The sequence below is a fragment of the Pseudoalteromonas sp. NC201 genome, assembly GCF_002850255.1.
In the GTDB taxonomy this organism is placed as follows: Bacteria; Pseudomonadota; Gammaproteobacteria; order Enterobacterales; family Alteromonadaceae; genus Pseudoalteromonas.
The window spans coordinates 2,644,847-2,659,874 of record NZ_CP022522.1; the positions used below are offsets into that span (position 1 = coordinate 2,644,847).

Annotated in this window: 12 protein-coding genes; 2 read left to right on the top strand and 10 right to left on the bottom strand. The window is 44.0% G+C overall.

The window, feature by feature from the left end; translation table 11 throughout:
* Nucleotides 1-2: 2 nt before the first annotated feature.
* The 9 genes from bamA to rpsB all read right to left on the bottom strand — a co-directional run bounded on the left by bamA (nucleotide 3) and on the right by rpsB (nucleotide 10,332).
* Nucleotides 3-2,474, bottom strand: a complete 2,472-nt coding sequence (bamA, locus tag PNC201_RS11320) for an outer membrane protein assembly factor BamA (protein WP_010606775.1) — start codon at nucleotides 2,472-2,474, stop codon at nucleotides 3-5.
* Between the two features lie 166 nt (nucleotides 2,475-2,640).
* On the bottom strand, nucleotides 2,641-3,993 hold the full coding sequence (gene rseP, locus PNC201_RS11325) for a sigma E protease regulator RseP (RefSeq protein WP_102057108.1): 1,353 nt from the start codon (nucleotides 3,991-3,993) through the stop codon (nucleotides 2,641-2,643).
* A 2-nt stretch (nucleotides 3,994-3,995) separates the two neighbouring features.
* Complete coding sequence (gene ispC, locus PNC201_RS11330; RefSeq protein ID WP_102057109.1) at nucleotides 3,996-5,186, bottom strand: 1-deoxy-D-xylulose-5-phosphate reductoisomerase; 1,191 nt, start codon at nucleotides 5,184-5,186, stop codon at nucleotides 3,996-3,998.
* Nucleotides 5,183-6,049, bottom strand: coding sequence for a phosphatidate cytidylyltransferase (locus PNC201_RS11335; RefSeq protein ID WP_017216091.1), 867 nt, complete (start codon nucleotides 6,047-6,049; stop codon nucleotides 5,183-5,185). The genes ispC and PNC201_RS11335 overlap by 4 nt, the downstream gene beginning before the upstream one ends.
* A gap of 10 nt (nucleotides 6,050-6,059) precedes the next feature.
* The gene (locus PNC201_RS11340; RefSeq protein WP_010606771.1) at nucleotides 6,060-6,833 is read right to left on the bottom strand and encodes an isoprenyl transferase; all 774 of its coding nucleotides are present in this window, start codon (nucleotides 6,831-6,833) and stop codon (nucleotides 6,060-6,062) included.
* A 171-nt stretch (nucleotides 6,834-7,004) separates the two neighbouring features.
* Complete coding sequence (gene frr / locus PNC201_RS11345) at nucleotides 7,005-7,562, bottom strand: ribosome recycling factor (RefSeq protein ID WP_010371327.1); 558 nt, start codon at nucleotides 7,560-7,562, stop codon at nucleotides 7,005-7,007.
* Between the two features lie 92 nt (nucleotides 7,563-7,654).
* Nucleotides 7,655-8,392 (bottom strand): UMP kinase, encoded by a 738-nt coding sequence (gene pyrH, locus PNC201_RS11350; protein WP_010371324.1) that lies wholly within the window; start codon nucleotides 8,390-8,392, stop codon nucleotides 7,655-7,657.
* Between the two features lie 139 nt (nucleotides 8,393-8,531).
* Nucleotides 8,532-9,383 carry a translation elongation factor Ts gene (gene tsf, locus PNC201_RS11355; RefSeq protein ID WP_102057110.1) on the bottom strand — a complete coding sequence of 284 codons (852 nt, stop codon included), beginning with the start codon at nucleotides 9,381-9,383 and terminating at the stop codon, nucleotides 8,532-8,534.
* Between the two features lie 220 nt (nucleotides 9,384-9,603).
* Nucleotides 9,604-10,332 (bottom strand): 30S ribosomal protein S2, encoded by a 729-nt coding sequence (gene rpsB / locus PNC201_RS11360; protein ID WP_010371318.1) that lies wholly within the window; start codon nucleotides 10,330-10,332, stop codon nucleotides 9,604-9,606.
* A gap of 279 nt (nucleotides 10,333-10,611) precedes the next feature.
* Between rpsB and map the strand changes: the two genes are divergently transcribed.
* On the top strand, nucleotides 10,612-11,397 hold the full coding sequence (gene map, locus PNC201_RS11365) for a type I methionyl aminopeptidase (protein ID WP_102057111.1): 786 nt from the start codon (nucleotides 10,612-10,614) through the stop codon (nucleotides 11,395-11,397).
* Nucleotides 11,398-11,803: 406 nt separating this feature from the next.
* On the opposite strand, the gene PNC201_RS11375 is transcribed toward map, so the two are convergent.
* Nucleotides 11,804-12,184 carry a hypothetical protein gene (locus PNC201_RS11375; protein ID WP_102057113.1) on the bottom strand — a complete coding sequence of 127 codons (381 nt, stop codon included), beginning with the start codon at nucleotides 12,182-12,184 and terminating at the stop codon, nucleotides 11,804-11,806.
* A 216-nt stretch (nucleotides 12,185-12,400) separates the two neighbouring features.
* Between PNC201_RS11375 and glnD the strand changes: the two genes are divergently transcribed.
* Nucleotides 12,401-15,019: a [protein-PII] uridylyltransferase gene (gene glnD / locus PNC201_RS11380; protein ID WP_102057114.1), complete on the top strand. Its 2,619-nt coding sequence runs from the start codon at nucleotides 12,401-12,403 to the stop codon at nucleotides 15,017-15,019.
* Nucleotides 15,020-15,028: the final 9 nt, after the last annotated feature.

Below are 15,028 nucleotides of genomic sequence, written 5' to 3' on the forward strand. Positions count from 1 at the left end.
CCTTAGAATGTATTACTGATATTGAAGCTGATCGTCTTCGTATCGTCTTCTTCTTCTTTTTTGAGTGGGTAAGCGAAACTGATCAGCATTGGACCCATTGGCGAGATCCACTGAATCGATAAACCCGTTGATACTCTGAATCTTGATGGATCAGAGAAATCAGAAAGTAGATTGTATTGATCTTCCGTCAAGTTGTTATAGCGATCTACATCAAACTCGGTATCCCAAACGTTTGCCGCATCAACGAAGAAGCTGGTTCTTACAGAACTGGTATTATCTTCGTCTAGGAATGGCGTTGGTACAATAAGCTCTAAACCTGCTAGTGCTTTTGCGTTACCACCGATACGGCCACCTAGGTTTAGCGTATCAAATTGCTGATCGCCGCCAATACAGCTACCTGATGTACCATCTGGTTTAGGTGTACCCGGAATACACTTAGGCGCACGCTGTACCGCTCGAGGTAGGATCGTGTTTCGGTCAAAGCCTCGCAGCTCTTGCTCTGAAATACGGAAGAACTCTTGGAATGGCAATACTTGCTCAAAGCCATTGGTCTCGCCATAACCGTTACCATAACCTAAGCCCGCTCTCGCTGAGAATACCCAACGATGGTCGTTACTGATTGGCCAGTAAAAACGTGAATCGTAATTAATCTTGAAGAAATTAAGATCTGAGTTTGGTGTAGTAATACTTAAGTTCAAGCTTTGACGAGAACCTGCGGTTGGGAACATACCACGGTTAACCGTTACACGTGACCAACCTGCGCTTAACTCATATTTGGTAAAGTCATAATCTGCGTTTGGATCGCTTTCGTTTAAGAAGCTCTCACGAAGTACGCGTGTTTGCTCAAAGTCTGAAATTTGCGAAAGGCTTTCTTCAATCCAACGAATACCAAAGTTAACACGGTTAATCGCATTGATTGGGAAACCAAAGTTAGTGCCGATACCGTAGCTCGTCGATTTATAATCTACAATCCCAAACTCACTTGCATCGAACTTACTATAGAAGATACTGCTGCCTTGCGACACACCATCAGGTGTAAAGTACGGATCGGTATAAGATACACTATAACGCTCTGAACCACGCGAAGTGTTAATATTGAAAGCAACTTGGTTACCAGAACCAAGGAAGTTAGACTCACTGACACCGATGTTAAACTGAAGGCCCGCATATGAACCATAAGCAACACCCGCTTGGAAACTGCCTGCAGGCTGTTCTTTTACTTTAAAGTCAACATCAACCTGATCTTCAACCCCTGGAATTGGCTTGACTTCAAACTCTACCGATTCCATATATGGCAAACGTTGAATTTGAAGCTTAGAACGCTCTAAGTTTTGGTTAGACAACCATGCACCTTCAAGCTGCGTCATTTCGCGACGTAACACTTCATCCGCTGTATTCTGGTTACCATTCACTACGATTCGACGCACATACACACGCTTACCAGGGTCTACCGATAGCGTTAGTTGTACTTCTTTATTTTCGTCATCAATTTCAGGGACTGTTCGCACTTCAGCGTTGGCATATCCAAAACGCGCCAAATAACTCTTAATGAAGTCTTCCGTCGCCGTTACAACTGAGCCATTGTAAAGCTCACCAGCGCGAAGTGGCACAATACCTTTAATTAAGTCTTCACGGCCTAGTAAGTCACCAATGAAATCAAATCCTTTAACGGTATACTTTTCACCTTCGGTGATGTTTGCCGTAACATAAACTGATTCACGTTCTGGGCTTACTGAAACTTGCGTTGAATCGATGTTAAAACGTAAATAACCACGGTCTAGGTAAAAACTGCGGATCTTTTCTAAATCGCCTTCAATGGTTTGTTTTTGATAACGGTCATTAGATAGGAAGCGCCACCACGGCAAGTCCTGCTGAGATTCAATTAGGTTAAGAAGTTCTTCGTCCGAGAACAGTTCATTACCAACAAGGTTAATTTGACGTACAGAAGCAGCATCACCCTCTTCAAACTTCAGCATCAACTTCACACGGTTACGTGGCAATTCTACAATGCTCACCTCAACCTTAGCATTGTATTTACCAATACTGTGGAAGAATTCCGTTAAGCCTTTTTCGATACTATCGAGTACCGTTCTGTCTAACGGCTCACCTTGGCGAATATTTTGCTGTTCTAAACTCTCATTTAGCTGCTCGTCTTTGATGTCTTTGTTGCCATCAAATTCGATTGAGCTGATAGTTGGACGTTCTTTAACCTTAAAAATAATCTGATTACCATCACGGAATACCGCAATGTTGTCAAAGTGGCCAGACTTATACAACGCCTTGATTGTGCGTGAAATAGTAAACTGATCGACATTGTCACCAACGTTGATCGGAATATGTGTCAATGCAGCACCTAGTGCAACTCGCTGCAGCCCTTCTACTTTTAAATCTTCTACGATAAAGGAGTTTTGCCCTAAGGCAGCAAAACTAGCGCCCAGTAAACTGGTTACTGCAATGTGTTTTTTTATAGGCATTTTATTATCTTTATCCTTTACAACAATTTTGGCGCGATACGCTAAGGCCCACTACATCACAACATTCAAACGTTACAGCTTTTGTATTATGTTATCCGTTGTATGCTTGAACAAAAATGCAAACATTTAAACTGCATATAATGTGCGCTTTTTAGCACCGCACGGCTTAAAGCCGAGAAACATCATTAAATAGTGCAAAAAACGTTAAGGCAAGAAGAAGCGCTGCTCCAATCTTAAACCCAAACTCTTGTGTCTTTTCAGAGACTGGTTTTCTGCGAATTAGTTCAATTAAGTAATACATTAAATGCCCACCATCTAGGACAGGGAGCGGTAATAAGTTAAAAACTCCTAAATTCACGCTGATAAGCGCTAAGAAGCCTAAAAATGCAACTAACCCGTAACTAACGCTATTTCCGGCACTAACCGCGATCCCCACAGGCCCGCTTAAGTTTTTTACCGAGACTTGGCCCGTGATTAAGTTGCCGATCATGTCGAAACTTAAGGCAATCAAGTCGTAAGTTTTACGAATGCCAAGCACCATACTATCTAGGATGCCATATTGTCTAGTTTCAATATAACCATTTGGCCATTTTTCCATCACAGGCACAACGCCCAAGTAGCCTTGTACGACACCTTCTGATGACGTTTTTGCCCGAGGGGTTACCGTTAGGGTTTGTGGCTTACCATCGCGCAGAATATCAATGCTTATGGCTTGATTTGCCGATTTTTGAACTCGGCTCACCAGCTGTTGCCACGACGCCAATTTGTCACCATTTATCGCAACTAGCGTGTCTTCTACTTGTAAGCCACCTTTGTCGGCAGCCGCACCTTCTTCAATATAACCGAGCTGCAGCGTCAGCGGCGGCCTATATGGCGTAATGCCGACTGAGGTCAGCGGCGCTTCGTCCTGCTTTTCCAGCTTCCATTCACTCAAACGTAGCGTGCGAATTGCTAAGCTACCCTTTTCATCTTGTACTTTGGCAACCAGTGATGGTTCACCTAAATGCGCCATCAATTCAAACGTAACGTCTTGCCATGAGTGCACTAACTCATCATTCAGTGCAATGATGTGGTCGCCTGATTGAAACCCTGCATCCGCCGCGATACTGGTTGGTGTCACAGCTCCAACGACGGGTTTTACTGATTGAACCCCTACCATATACATTGCCGCTAACGTGACAATGGCAAACAAAAAGTTCGCAATGGGGCCTGCAGCTACCACAGCGATACGAGAAAGTACTGGCTTATTATTGAAGGCAAGGTGGCGCTCCTGCTCTGGCACATCGTCGACACGTTCATCGAGCATTTTGACATAACCACCAAGTGGAATTGCGGCGATAACGTATTCGGTTTGGTGTTTGTCATACCACTTAACTAAAGGCTTACCAAAACCGATAGAAAAACGTAAGACCTTAACGCCGGCTTTTCTGGCAACCCAAAAATGGCCATATTCATGAACGGTAACTAAAATCCCTAAAGCAAGAATAAATGAGCCTAAGTGCCAGAAAAATTCAAACATGGTTACCTCAATGTGGCGATAATTTGCTGCGCTCGGTGGCGTGCCGTTCGGTCTGTTTCCATAATAGACTCAACGGATTCTAATACGCTTAGCTCACTGTGCTCAAGCGTTAAGGCATTGACTCGATAGATATCACAAAACCCTATCTTACCCTCTAAAAATGCCGCAACGGCAATTTCATTTGCAGCATTCACTGTTGTTGTTGCGGCCTGACCACTACGACATGCGTCAATCGCTAATTTGAGGTTGGGATAACGGTTAAAATCTGGTTTGGTAAAAGTGAAATCGACAATCTGAGAAAAATCTAATGGCTTGACGCCCGCGTCAATTCTGTCAGGATAGGCAAGCCCATATGCAATCGGCGTTCGCATGTCTGGTTGCCCCATTTGTGCCAGCACCGAGCCATCGCGATACTGCACCATAGAGTGGATCATGCTTTGTGGGTGTATCACCACTTCAATATCGTCAGCTGAACAGTTAAATAACCACTTAGCTTCAATAAACTCTAGCCCTTTATTCATCATGGTCGCAGAGTCGACAGAGATTTTTCTGCCCATAGACCAATTAGGATGTGCAACCGCTTCTTCTACCGTTACTGAAGCTAAGGTAGCCAATGAACGCTGCAAGAAAGGTCCACCTGAACCGGTTAATAAAATCTTACTAACACCGCTGTGGCTTAGATTTGAAGATTGTCCCGTTTGTATAGTCGTTGGTAGGCACTGATAAATGGCATTATGCTCACTGTCAATAGGGAGTAAAGTCGCACCATGCGCTTTTACTTTATCCATAAACAGCTGGCCACTCATTACTAACGACTCTTTGTTCGCCAGCAACACTTTTTTACCCGCTTCGACTGCCGCTAAAGTCGGTAACAACCCAGCTGCACCAACGATTGCAGACATCACGATATCCACATCCACGTGGCGAGCCATCTCAGCCATTGCTTCAACGCCATGGAGTACTTCGGTGGTAGTGTCCGTCAAACGTTGAGAAAGTTGCTGAGCTGCGTGCTCAGAGCTCATAACCGCGTATTTGGGTTGATGATGTAAACAAAGCTCAGCCATCTTTTCCGCGTTTTGCCCTGCGACTAAGGCAAATACACGATATTGTTCTGTATTGCGGCTGACGACGTCTAAGGTTGATAGTCCAATTGAGCCTGTCGCCCCCAGTACTACCAAGTTTCGCTCGCTCATAGCACTACCGTCCAAGCGTAGCAAAAAGCAAAAATGGGTGCTGCAGCCGTTAAGCTATCAATGCGATCTAGGATACCGCCGTGACCTGGCAAACAACGGCCTGAATCTTTAAGGCCTACTTCGCGTTTAAACATACTTTCAAGCAAATCACCAACGGCGGAAAATAGCGCGATAATAATGGTCATTGCAGCGTAAATTGGCCACATATTGAGATCAATCGCAGCGAAGTGACAAAACACCAAAACAAAAACAACCGCGGTGATCACACCACCAACTAGGCCTTCAATCGTTTTATTAGGGCTCACTTTAGGCATGAGCTTGTGCTTACCTAAATTCTTTCCAGCGAAGTAGGCGCCAATGTCTGCGCTCCACACTATACCCAATACCACCATGATAAGAACCGAACCTATGTGTTCGCCATCTTCGTATCCGGCACTACGCATCACGTTTAACGCAAGCCACAGCGGTACTAGTGTCAGTACACCAGCGATGGAGCGCATCATGATCCCTTCATTCCAAGCACGAGCTGCTCGTGGATATTTAACTACCAAGAAAGTAGCAACCAGCCACCACGCAAAAGCGAGCGTAAATACATAATTAGCATCAGCGACTAAGCGCCCTTGCTGCCATAAATCCTGTATTGGCCAGTGGGTGTTAAGCAATAGAATTAACACCGCCATGACGCCAACGAAAGTAAAACGCTGACGCTTTTGACATAGGCCCGCAAGCGCCGACCACTCCCATGCACCAAGCAAAACGATTAGTGCGGCAATCGTACTAAACATTGCCAGCGGTGTATAAAACACCAAAAGTAGAGCCAGAGGTGCAAGCACCGCTGACGTTAGAATACGTTGTTTTAACAAATTTGAACCCTTAACTTGTTGCGTCTTTCTCTGCGAGGAGCTGCTTTATCTGCTCTCCTGTGCATCCGAAGCGTCGCTCTCTAGACACGTAACAAGCAATGGCTTCAGAGAATGCTTGCTCGTCAAAATCAGGCCAAAGCGTGTCGGTAAAATAGAGTTCGGCATACGCAGCTTGCCATAGCAAGAAGTTACTGATGCGGAAGTCGCCTCCCGTTCTGATCAGCAAGTCGAGATTCGCTTGATCGGCCATCGTCATCTGCTCTGTCAAGGCATCTTCGGTTATATCACTTGGTTGCAATTCACCCGCTGCAACTTGTTTTGCGAGGTGTTGTGCTGCCTGTGTGATATCCCAACGTCCACCGTAATTTGCTGCAATGTTTAAGTTAAGCCCTGTATTGTCCTGGGTCAATGTTTGAGCTTCATGAACACGCTTTTGGAGGCTGTCAGGAAAACGAGAAAGTTCGCCAATAATGGTTAGCTTTACGTTGTTCTTATGTAATTTTTTAACTTCTTTAGTCAGCACATAAATAAATAATTCCATTAACGTGCTGACTTCATCTTCTGGCCTACGCCAGTTTTCACTACTAAAGGCAAATAGCGTCAGAGACTCTATACCTAACTTGGAACAGAATTGTACAGCACTACGAACAGAATCTACGCCCTTCTTGTGTCCGAAGGCGCGTGGACGCCTGCGAGCTTGAGCCCAACGACCGTTGCCATCCATTATTATCGCAACATGTTTTGGCAATGATTGCTGCGAAATAACCTCTGCTTTTAAAACCATAATTCCAATTTAAGTGAAAAAAAACGCCGCCTAGTATACCTTAGGCGGCGCTTCAAACCTAATAAATTTGTCAGTGTACCTAGCCCAAAAAAACCTAACTGCTCAGAAACAAAGCAGAATTTTCTGCAATACGTAAACAGTGCGTAAATATAAACGCTAGGATAAAGACATTTAGATTTCCATCAACTCTGCTTCTTTCGCGCTTAGTTGAGTATCCATTTCTTTGATGAACTTGTCAGTCAGTTTTTGGATATCATCTTCAGCTTGACGCGCTTCGTCTTCAGAAATTTCTTTGTCTTTTAGCAATGATTTAATATCACCGTTTGCATCACGGCGAATGTTACGTACTGCAACACGACCACCTTCAACCTCACCACGTACGATCTTGATGAGATCTTTACGACGCTCTTCAGTTAGTGGAGGAAGTGGAACACGGATCACAGTACCTGCTGACATTGGGTTTAGGCCTAAGTCAGAAGACATAATTGCTTTTTCTACCGCTTGTGCAAGTGACTTGTCGAATACGCTGATAGCCAGCGTACGAGAGTCTTCCGTCGTTACGTTTGCTACTTGGTTTAGCGGTGTATCTGCACCGTAGTATGAAACAGAGATACCATCTAGTAGTGCTGGGTGTGCACGACCTGTGCGGATTTTAGAAAGCTGGCTTCCAAGTGCCGCCACACTTTTTTTCATGCGCTCTTGAGCGTCTTTTTTAATATCTTCGATCACAATACTTTCCTAGTCTGTTCTTGTTATGCCAGATTATACTCGCAATTTAGAGATTCGCTACTTAACTGCGAGTTGCTGAAATAGTCGTCAGATTATTCTGCTGCTTGAGAAGAGATAAGGGTACCTTCCTCTTCACCCATGATGACATTTTTCAATGCACCCGGTTTATTCATGTTGAATACGCTGATTGGCATATTGTGGTCACGTGCCAATGTAAATGCAGCTAAATCCATCACTTTCAATTCTTTATCGATCACTTCGTTGTAAGTCAACGTGCGGTATAGCGTAGCATCTGGGTTTTTCACCGGATCGTCACTAAATACCCCTTCAACCTTAGTGGCTTTAATCACGGTATCCGCTTCAATCTCTATACCGCGCAAACATGCTGCTGAGTCTGTAGTAAAGAAAGGATTGCCCGTACCTGCTGAGAAAATAACAACACGGCCAGATTTTAATAGGCTAATTGCTTCTGCCCAATTGTACGCATCACACACACCATTTAGCGGGATAGCAGACATCAAACGTGCGTTTACAAAAGCACGGTGCAGCGCATCACGCATCGCAAGGCCATTCATGACGGTCGCCAGCATGCCCATGTGGTCGCCCACCACTCGGTTCATGCCCGCTTCTGCAAGTGAACCACCACGTAAGAAGTTACCGCCACCGATAACCAAACCCACTTCTACGTCGAGCTCTACTAACTCTTTGATTTCTTGTGCCATACGATCCAATACTTTTGGATCGATACCAAAGCCTTCATCTCCCATTAAAGCTTCACCACTAAGCTTTAAAAGAACGCGTCTAAAAACAGGTTTTTTATTGATAGTCATAATATCCGGGCCAATTAAAAGTGAGGTAAAAAATAACCGCGCTTATGCTAGACATAAATGCGCGGTTATTTTAGAGAATTTTCAGCAATGACGCAAAGCTAATGTCAGCTTTTACGTCATTAGGCATCACAATAAGTGATTACTGACCTTTTGCTGCAGCGATTTGTGCTGCAACTTCTGCTGCGAAATCTTCTTCTTTCTTCTCGATACCTTCACCTACCTCTAGGCGAACGAATGAAGAAACAGATGCATTCTTCTCTTTAAGGTAGTCACCCACTGATTTCTTAGGTTCCATGATGAAAGCTTGACCAGTAAGAGAGATCTCACCAGTGAACTTCTTCATACGACCAACAACCATTTTCTCAGCGATTTCAGCTGGCTTACCTTCGTTCATTGCGATTTCAACTTGAACCGCTTTTTCTTTTTCAACTACTTCAGCAGGTACGTCTTCTGGGTTTAGGTAGTCTGGCTTAGAAGCAGCAACGTGCATTGCAACGTGCTTAAGTGTTTCTTCGTCAGCATCACCAGCTACAACAACACCGATACGCTCGCCGTGACGGTAAGCAACTAGCTTGTCACCTTGAATGTAAGAAACACGACGGATGTTCATGTTCTCACCGATTTTAGCTACTAGTGCAACACGAGTCTCTTCAAACTTAGCTTGTAAGTCTTCGATAGTTAGTTGCTCAGCTACAGCTGCGTCAGCAATTTCGTTAGCAAATGCAAGGAAGCTTGCATCTTTTGCTACGAAGTCAGTTTGACAGTTAACTTCTACTAGTGCAGCAAAACCTTCGCCTTGCTTGATGATGATTGTACCTTCAGCAGCGATGTTGCCTGCTTTTTTAGCAGCTTTAGCAGCACCACTTTTGCGCATGTTTTCGATTGCTTGATCGATATCACCGCCAGTTTCTGTCAGTGCTTTTTTACAATCCATCATACCAGCGCCAGTGCGGTCACGAAGTTCTTTTACTAGGGCAGCAGTTACAGCCATTAGAATATCCTCAAATCTGAATTCAGTTCTTGATAAAACCAACCTTAGGTTGGCTGAATATCAAATCAAGTACAGCTCGCCTCAATTTGATAAAAATCCGTTATCTTTCAAGGTCTGCTTGGCAAACAACGGGATAAGCAGTTAATCACTTATAAAGAATATCAAGTCTTCATCAATAATTTGATGAAGACTTGATGACAGCTAATACCTAATCAGGTAATTACTCAGCTTCAACGAAGTCGTCGTTTTCTGCTTGAGCAACGATGTTGCTTTCACGACCTTCAGTGATAGCAGTCGCTACTGCACCAGTGTATAGCTGGATTGCACGGATAGCGTCGTCGTTACCAGGGATGATGAAATCAACACCATCTGGGTTAGAGTTAGTATCAACAACAGATACTACTGGGATACCTAGGTTGTTAGCTTCACGGATAGCGATGTGCTCGTGGTCAGCGTCGATAACGAAGATAGCGTCAGGAAGACCGCCCATATCTTTGATACCGCCAAGGCCTTTTTCAAGCTTTTGCATTTCACGAGTAAGCATTAGCGCTTCTTTCTTAGTAAGCTTCTCGAAAGTACCGTCTTGGCTTTGAGTCTCAAGCTCTTTAAGACGCTTGATTGATTGACGAACTGTTTTCCAGTTAGTCAACATACCACCTAACCAACGGTGATTTACGTAGAACTGCTCACTTTGGATAGCCGCTTCTTTAACTGCTTCGCTTGCAGCGCGCTTAGTACCTACGAAAAGGATTTTGCCTTTGTTAGATGCTACGTTCTGTAAGAACTTAAGAGCATCGTTGAACATAGGAACAGTTTTTTCTAGGTTGATGATATGAACGCGGTTACGTGCACCGAAGATGAACGGCTTCATCTTAGGGTTCCAGTAACGTGCTTGGTGACCGAAGTGAACACCAGCTTGAAGCATATCGCGCATTGAAACGTTTGCCATTGTATATTTCCTCTAAAAGTTAGGGTTAGGCCTCCACATATCCCATAGCACCAACACGAAGTTTTTATAACTGCATGCACCCAAGTGTATGTGTCGATATGTGTGTGTGTTAATATTAATAAGTGTGTTGTCTTAACTACAAACATTCATTCTCATCGTGTGAGGAAGAATTATTTGTAAAAAGACGGCGCGCTTTATACCATATATAAAGAATTAACTCAATCTTATGCGTAAAATTTGTGCATAATAAATGTTCATCTAAATTGACTTGGAGTCTAAATGAGTGCTGTGATCAAAACCCCTGAAGAAATCGAAAAAATGCGTGTTGCCGGGCGTTTAGCCGCGGAAGTACTGGAAATGATCGAGCCGTATGTTAAGCCAGGGGTGACCACCGACGAATTAAACACCATTTGTCACAACTACATTGTTGATGAGCAAGGTGCCATTCCTGCACCGCTAAATTATCACGGCTTTCCGAAGTCTATTTGTACCTCAGTTAACCACGTTATCTGTCACGGAATCCCGAACGATAAACCGCTAAAAGAAGGCGACATTATCAATATCGACATCACTGTGATCAAAGATGGGTATCATGGTGATACGTCAAAAATGTTTTATGTTGGTACACCAACGATCCAAGGTAAGCGCTTAAGCGAAATCACGCAAGAAAGCCTATACCTTGCGATAAAAATGGTAAAACCGGGCGTGCGTTTGGGTGATATTGGCGCTGCAATTCAAAAGTATGCAGAAGGCTTTAACTACTCTATCGTGCGTGAATATTGTGGTCACGGTATCGGTAAAGAGTTCCATGAAGAGCCGCAGGTAATGCACTATGGCAAACCAGGTACTGGCGAAGTGCTCAAAGCTGGCATGTGTTTGACTATCGAGCCTATGGTTAACGCCGGTAAGCGCCAATGTAAGCTACTAAAAGACGATTGGACTGTTGTTACCAAAGACCGCAGTCTTTCAGCACAGTGGGAACACACGCTGCTTGTCACCGATAATGGCGTTGAGATCTTAACGCTACGTAGTGATGAAACAATAGACAGAATCATCGAACATTAAACACAATTATTTAAAAAGAATGCCAAGTAATACTAGGGCCTGTTGATCTTTCAAGTTTGTTTTTGCAGCAGTGTGATTGGTATTTATACAAGGCAGAGCCAGCGTAGCATAGTCATTCTATGTAAGTCTGGCGATAACACAGTAGAAATGCTAATCAAGCGCTGCCCTTTGGGTTCATCTGAGTGCGCTTTGCTCATTGTTGCTCAACTTTTGCCTAGATTACTAGGCGGAAAGTCGAGCGTCGCGACCAAAACACACTCAGAAGAACAAAAATCAAACAGCAAAGGTCAACAGGCCCTAGCTGAATTCGTTTGAAGCGAACAAACGTGATACTTGGCATCTTTCAAGCTAAGGTTTCATATTTCAGTAGCTACTTTGAGTTGATCTAAATAGCTTTGAAACTGGTTTATATTCGGCCCCAAGCAGTACATTGCCAACCTGGACCTATACCAATGTAATCACAGCTCACAGATGGAACTCTTGAAGATCCGGTTCTTGATTGCCATGCAGCAACCGCATTTGCTGCGCCATTCGTTTCTGAATACCCGTATGCGGACACCCTCACGATTGTACCGCCTGTAGAAAGAAGCCTGCCAGTACACTGCCATGGCGCTCCCATTTGTAACCTACTACAGGTGATCGAAGCAGCTCGACCATTAGCCCAATTAAGCACAGCTTGCCGAGCCTCAAGTTCCGTAGAGCCATAAGCGCTGTATGTTGTCGATGCGCTGGCCAAAGATGAAATCAGCAACGTGCTTGCTATTGCTATTCCGGTACTTATGTTCATTTTTCCGTCTCCTTGATTAAAGTAGTGTTTAATAATTACTCACACCATAGGGAGAAGTAAACTGCCGAGACTTGAATAATATTCACCTTTTAGTACCTTGATAGTGCTCGCTAAATGTTCGAGTGATGGGATGTTCAACGGCGTCACTCGCAATTCTTATTTATTTAGTGTAAAACAGGACTCTACTGTTTTTGCGCGCATGACACAGGATCCTAAGTGGCATTACCGAACAAAGTGAAGACGCTTCTTGACGAAGCACAAGAACTTACCGATTACCGTGATTGTCTTGCTTTTTTCTACAAATGGTTAAGCAATCAATTTGCCAAGCAACCCGTTAGAAATCTAATTAACTCTCGAGCCGAATTTATCGATCGATTGTTGATTAAATTGTTTAATGAAACTGGGCTAGCGCACCAACCAGACTTGTCGTTAATCGCCATTGGTGGTTATGGCCGTGGTGAGTTACACCCGTTCTCTGATATCGATTTTTTGGTGCTGACCAAATCCGTTCCCTGTGAAGAAGTGACCAGCTGCTTAGAGCGTTTTGTCACTTATTTATGGGACTTAGGTCTAGATATTGGTCATAGCGTAAGAACCCATGAACAAGTCCTAGAACAAAAACAAAATGACGTTCACTTTGCCACAAGCCTGCTGGAAAGCCGCCTCATTTGTGGTAACCATATTGAATATGAACGCCTCAAACGACATATTGTTGAAACCCCAATTTGGCAATCTAGTGACTTTTTTATCGCTAAGGTCAATGAGCAGAATATTCGCCATAAAAAATGCCATGGTACCGCCTACAACCTTGAGCCTAATATTAAAGAAAACCCCGGTGGCCTGCGCGACCTGCAAACCATTTTTTGGGTCGCTAAAAAACACTTCCGCGCTGAAACTTTGGAAGAGTTAATCAATCACGGTTATTTGACCCATGAAGAATATCAAGAGCTGTTAGAGTGCATCGAAAACCTGTGGAACATTCGCTTTGCGCTGCACTTAGCCGCTGGTCGCAGTGAGAACCGCTTACTGTTTGACCATCAACCACATGCCGCAGAGCTCCTCGGTTTTGGCTCTGAAGGTAAAGCCTCGGTCGAGCGTATGATGAAACGCTTATTTAGGATCATGAGCCGAGTGCGCGAAATGAACCAGATGCTGCTTTCCTATTTCGAACAAAGTATTCTTCCTGAGCAGTTGGAACAAGAAGCCGTGCCACTTGACAGAAACTTTGAGCGTATTGGCAATAAAATTCGCGTTAAAAACCCCTCGGTCTTTTTCCGTCGAGAGAATTTGTTTGTCCTCTTTGAACATATTGCAGACAACCCTAAAATTAATCAGATTGACCCCAGTACCATACGTACTATGCGCCAAGTCAGACGCCGTTTATTAGGCGATTTGCAAGATTACGCAGGCTGTCGTGACGCTTTTTTAAGGTTATTGAAACACCCTAATGGCATGGGACGAGCGTTTACTCTGATGCACAAACACGGGATCATCGCTGCCTATTTACCGCAGTGGCGTAATATTTTTGGACAAATGCAGTTCGATCTGTTTCACGCCTACACGGTAGATGAGCATACCCATAAACTCATCAATAACATCTACCGCTATTTCGATAAAGAGCATATTAGTGAATTCCCGATTTGTTCTGAGATTGTTGCCCGCATGGACAAACCAGAGCTACTCTACTTGGCTGGGATCTTTCACGATATTGCCAAAGGTCGAGGTGGCGACCATTCCGAGCTTGGTGCCGTTGACGCCATGGCATTTACCAAAATGCACGGTTTTACCGCTTCCGACGCTAAATTGGTAGCTTGGCTGGTGCAAAATCACCTCCTGATGTCTGTCACAGCCCAGCGTAAAGATATTAACGACCCCGATGTTATTGCAGAATTTGCACAAAAAGTGAAAAACGAACGTCAGCTAGATTATCTCTATTGCTTAACGGTTGCCGACATTCGTGCCACCAACGACAACCTCTGGAACGACTGGAAAAACACCCTCTTACGCGAGCTATATCTACATACTCAACGGGCATTGCGCTTGGGTCTTGAAAACCCAATGGATATGCGCGACCAGATCCGTGATAAGAAACGCCAAGCCAAGCAACGACTGATTAATTTGGGCTACTTCGAAGAGTACATTGACCTTATTTGGTCACGCTTTAAGGCCAATTATTTTACTGCCTTTAGTGAACAGCAGATCTCTTGGCATACTGAGCACCTATTACAGTCTGATGATTTAAGTCAGCCAAGCGTGATCGTCTCTAACAAGCCCATGCATGGCGGGACGCAAGTATTCGTATACAGTCCTTATGAGTCGGCGCTATTCGCCAAACTAGTCAGTGTAATTGGTTCTAAAAAAGCACAAATCCAGCATGCTCAGGTCATGACCACAAAAGATGGCTATGTTGTCTTTAGTTTTGTTATCCTAGAAGTGAATGGCGACCCACTCAGCACCAGTCGTGCAGCGGGGATCAGGAGAGGCTTAGAGACACTCTTAAAAGACCCAAAAAAGAAAATCAGAGTCAAAAAGAATCGCTCACAGAAGTTTAAAGATTTTAATATTAGGCCAAAAATTATCTTGCGCCCTCATGCTAGAGCAAACCGTAGCCTTATTGAAATTCAGGCCATTGATATTCCGGGGTTACTGACTAAAATTGCTGAGGTATTTCAGGCCTATTCACTACATATTCATGCCGCACGCATTACAACCGTCGGCGAACGCGCAGAAGACTTTTTCGTCGTCTCAAACAAAGATTACAAGGCACTAGATGAAGTACAAAAAGCTGAGCTTCATCGCGCCCTACTCAAAAAATTAAATGCTGAAACAGATTAACGAGGAATT

Excerpts from the sequence above, each read along its gene's own strand:
- map (WP_102057111.1), top strand. The coding sequence starts at position 10,612 with ATGAGTGCTGTGATCAAAACCCCTGAAGAAATCGAAAAAATGCGTGTT.
- ispC (WP_102057109.1), bottom strand. The coding sequence starts at position 5,186 with ATGAGCGAGCGAAACTTGGTAGTACTGGGGGCGACAGGCTCAATTGGA.
- pyrH (WP_010371324.1), bottom strand. The coding sequence starts at position 8,392 with ATGACTATCAATAAAAAACCTGTTTTTAGACGCGTTCTTTTAAAGCTT.
- rpsB (WP_010371318.1), bottom strand. The coding sequence starts at position 10,332 with ATGGCAAACGTTTCAATGCGCGATATGCTTCAAGCTGGTGTTCACTTC.
- bamA (WP_010606775.1), bottom strand. The coding sequence starts at position 2,474 with ATGCCTATAAAAAAACACATTGCAGTAACCAGTTTACTGGGCGCTAGT.
- rseP (WP_102057108.1), bottom strand. The coding sequence starts at position 3,993 with ATGTTTGAATTTTTCTGGCACTTAGGCTCATTTATTCTTGCTTTAGGG.
- PNC201_RS11340 (WP_010606771.1), bottom strand. The coding sequence starts at position 6,833 with ATGGTTTTAAAAGCAGAGGTTATTTCGCAGCAATCATTGCCAAAACAT.
- PNC201_RS11375 (WP_102057113.1), bottom strand. The coding sequence starts at position 12,184 with ATGAACATAAGTACCGGAATAGCAATAGCAAGCACGTTGCTGATTTCA.
- tsf (WP_102057110.1), bottom strand. The coding sequence starts at position 9,383 with ATGGCTGTAACTGCTGCCCTAGTAAAAGAACTTCGTGACCGCACTGGC.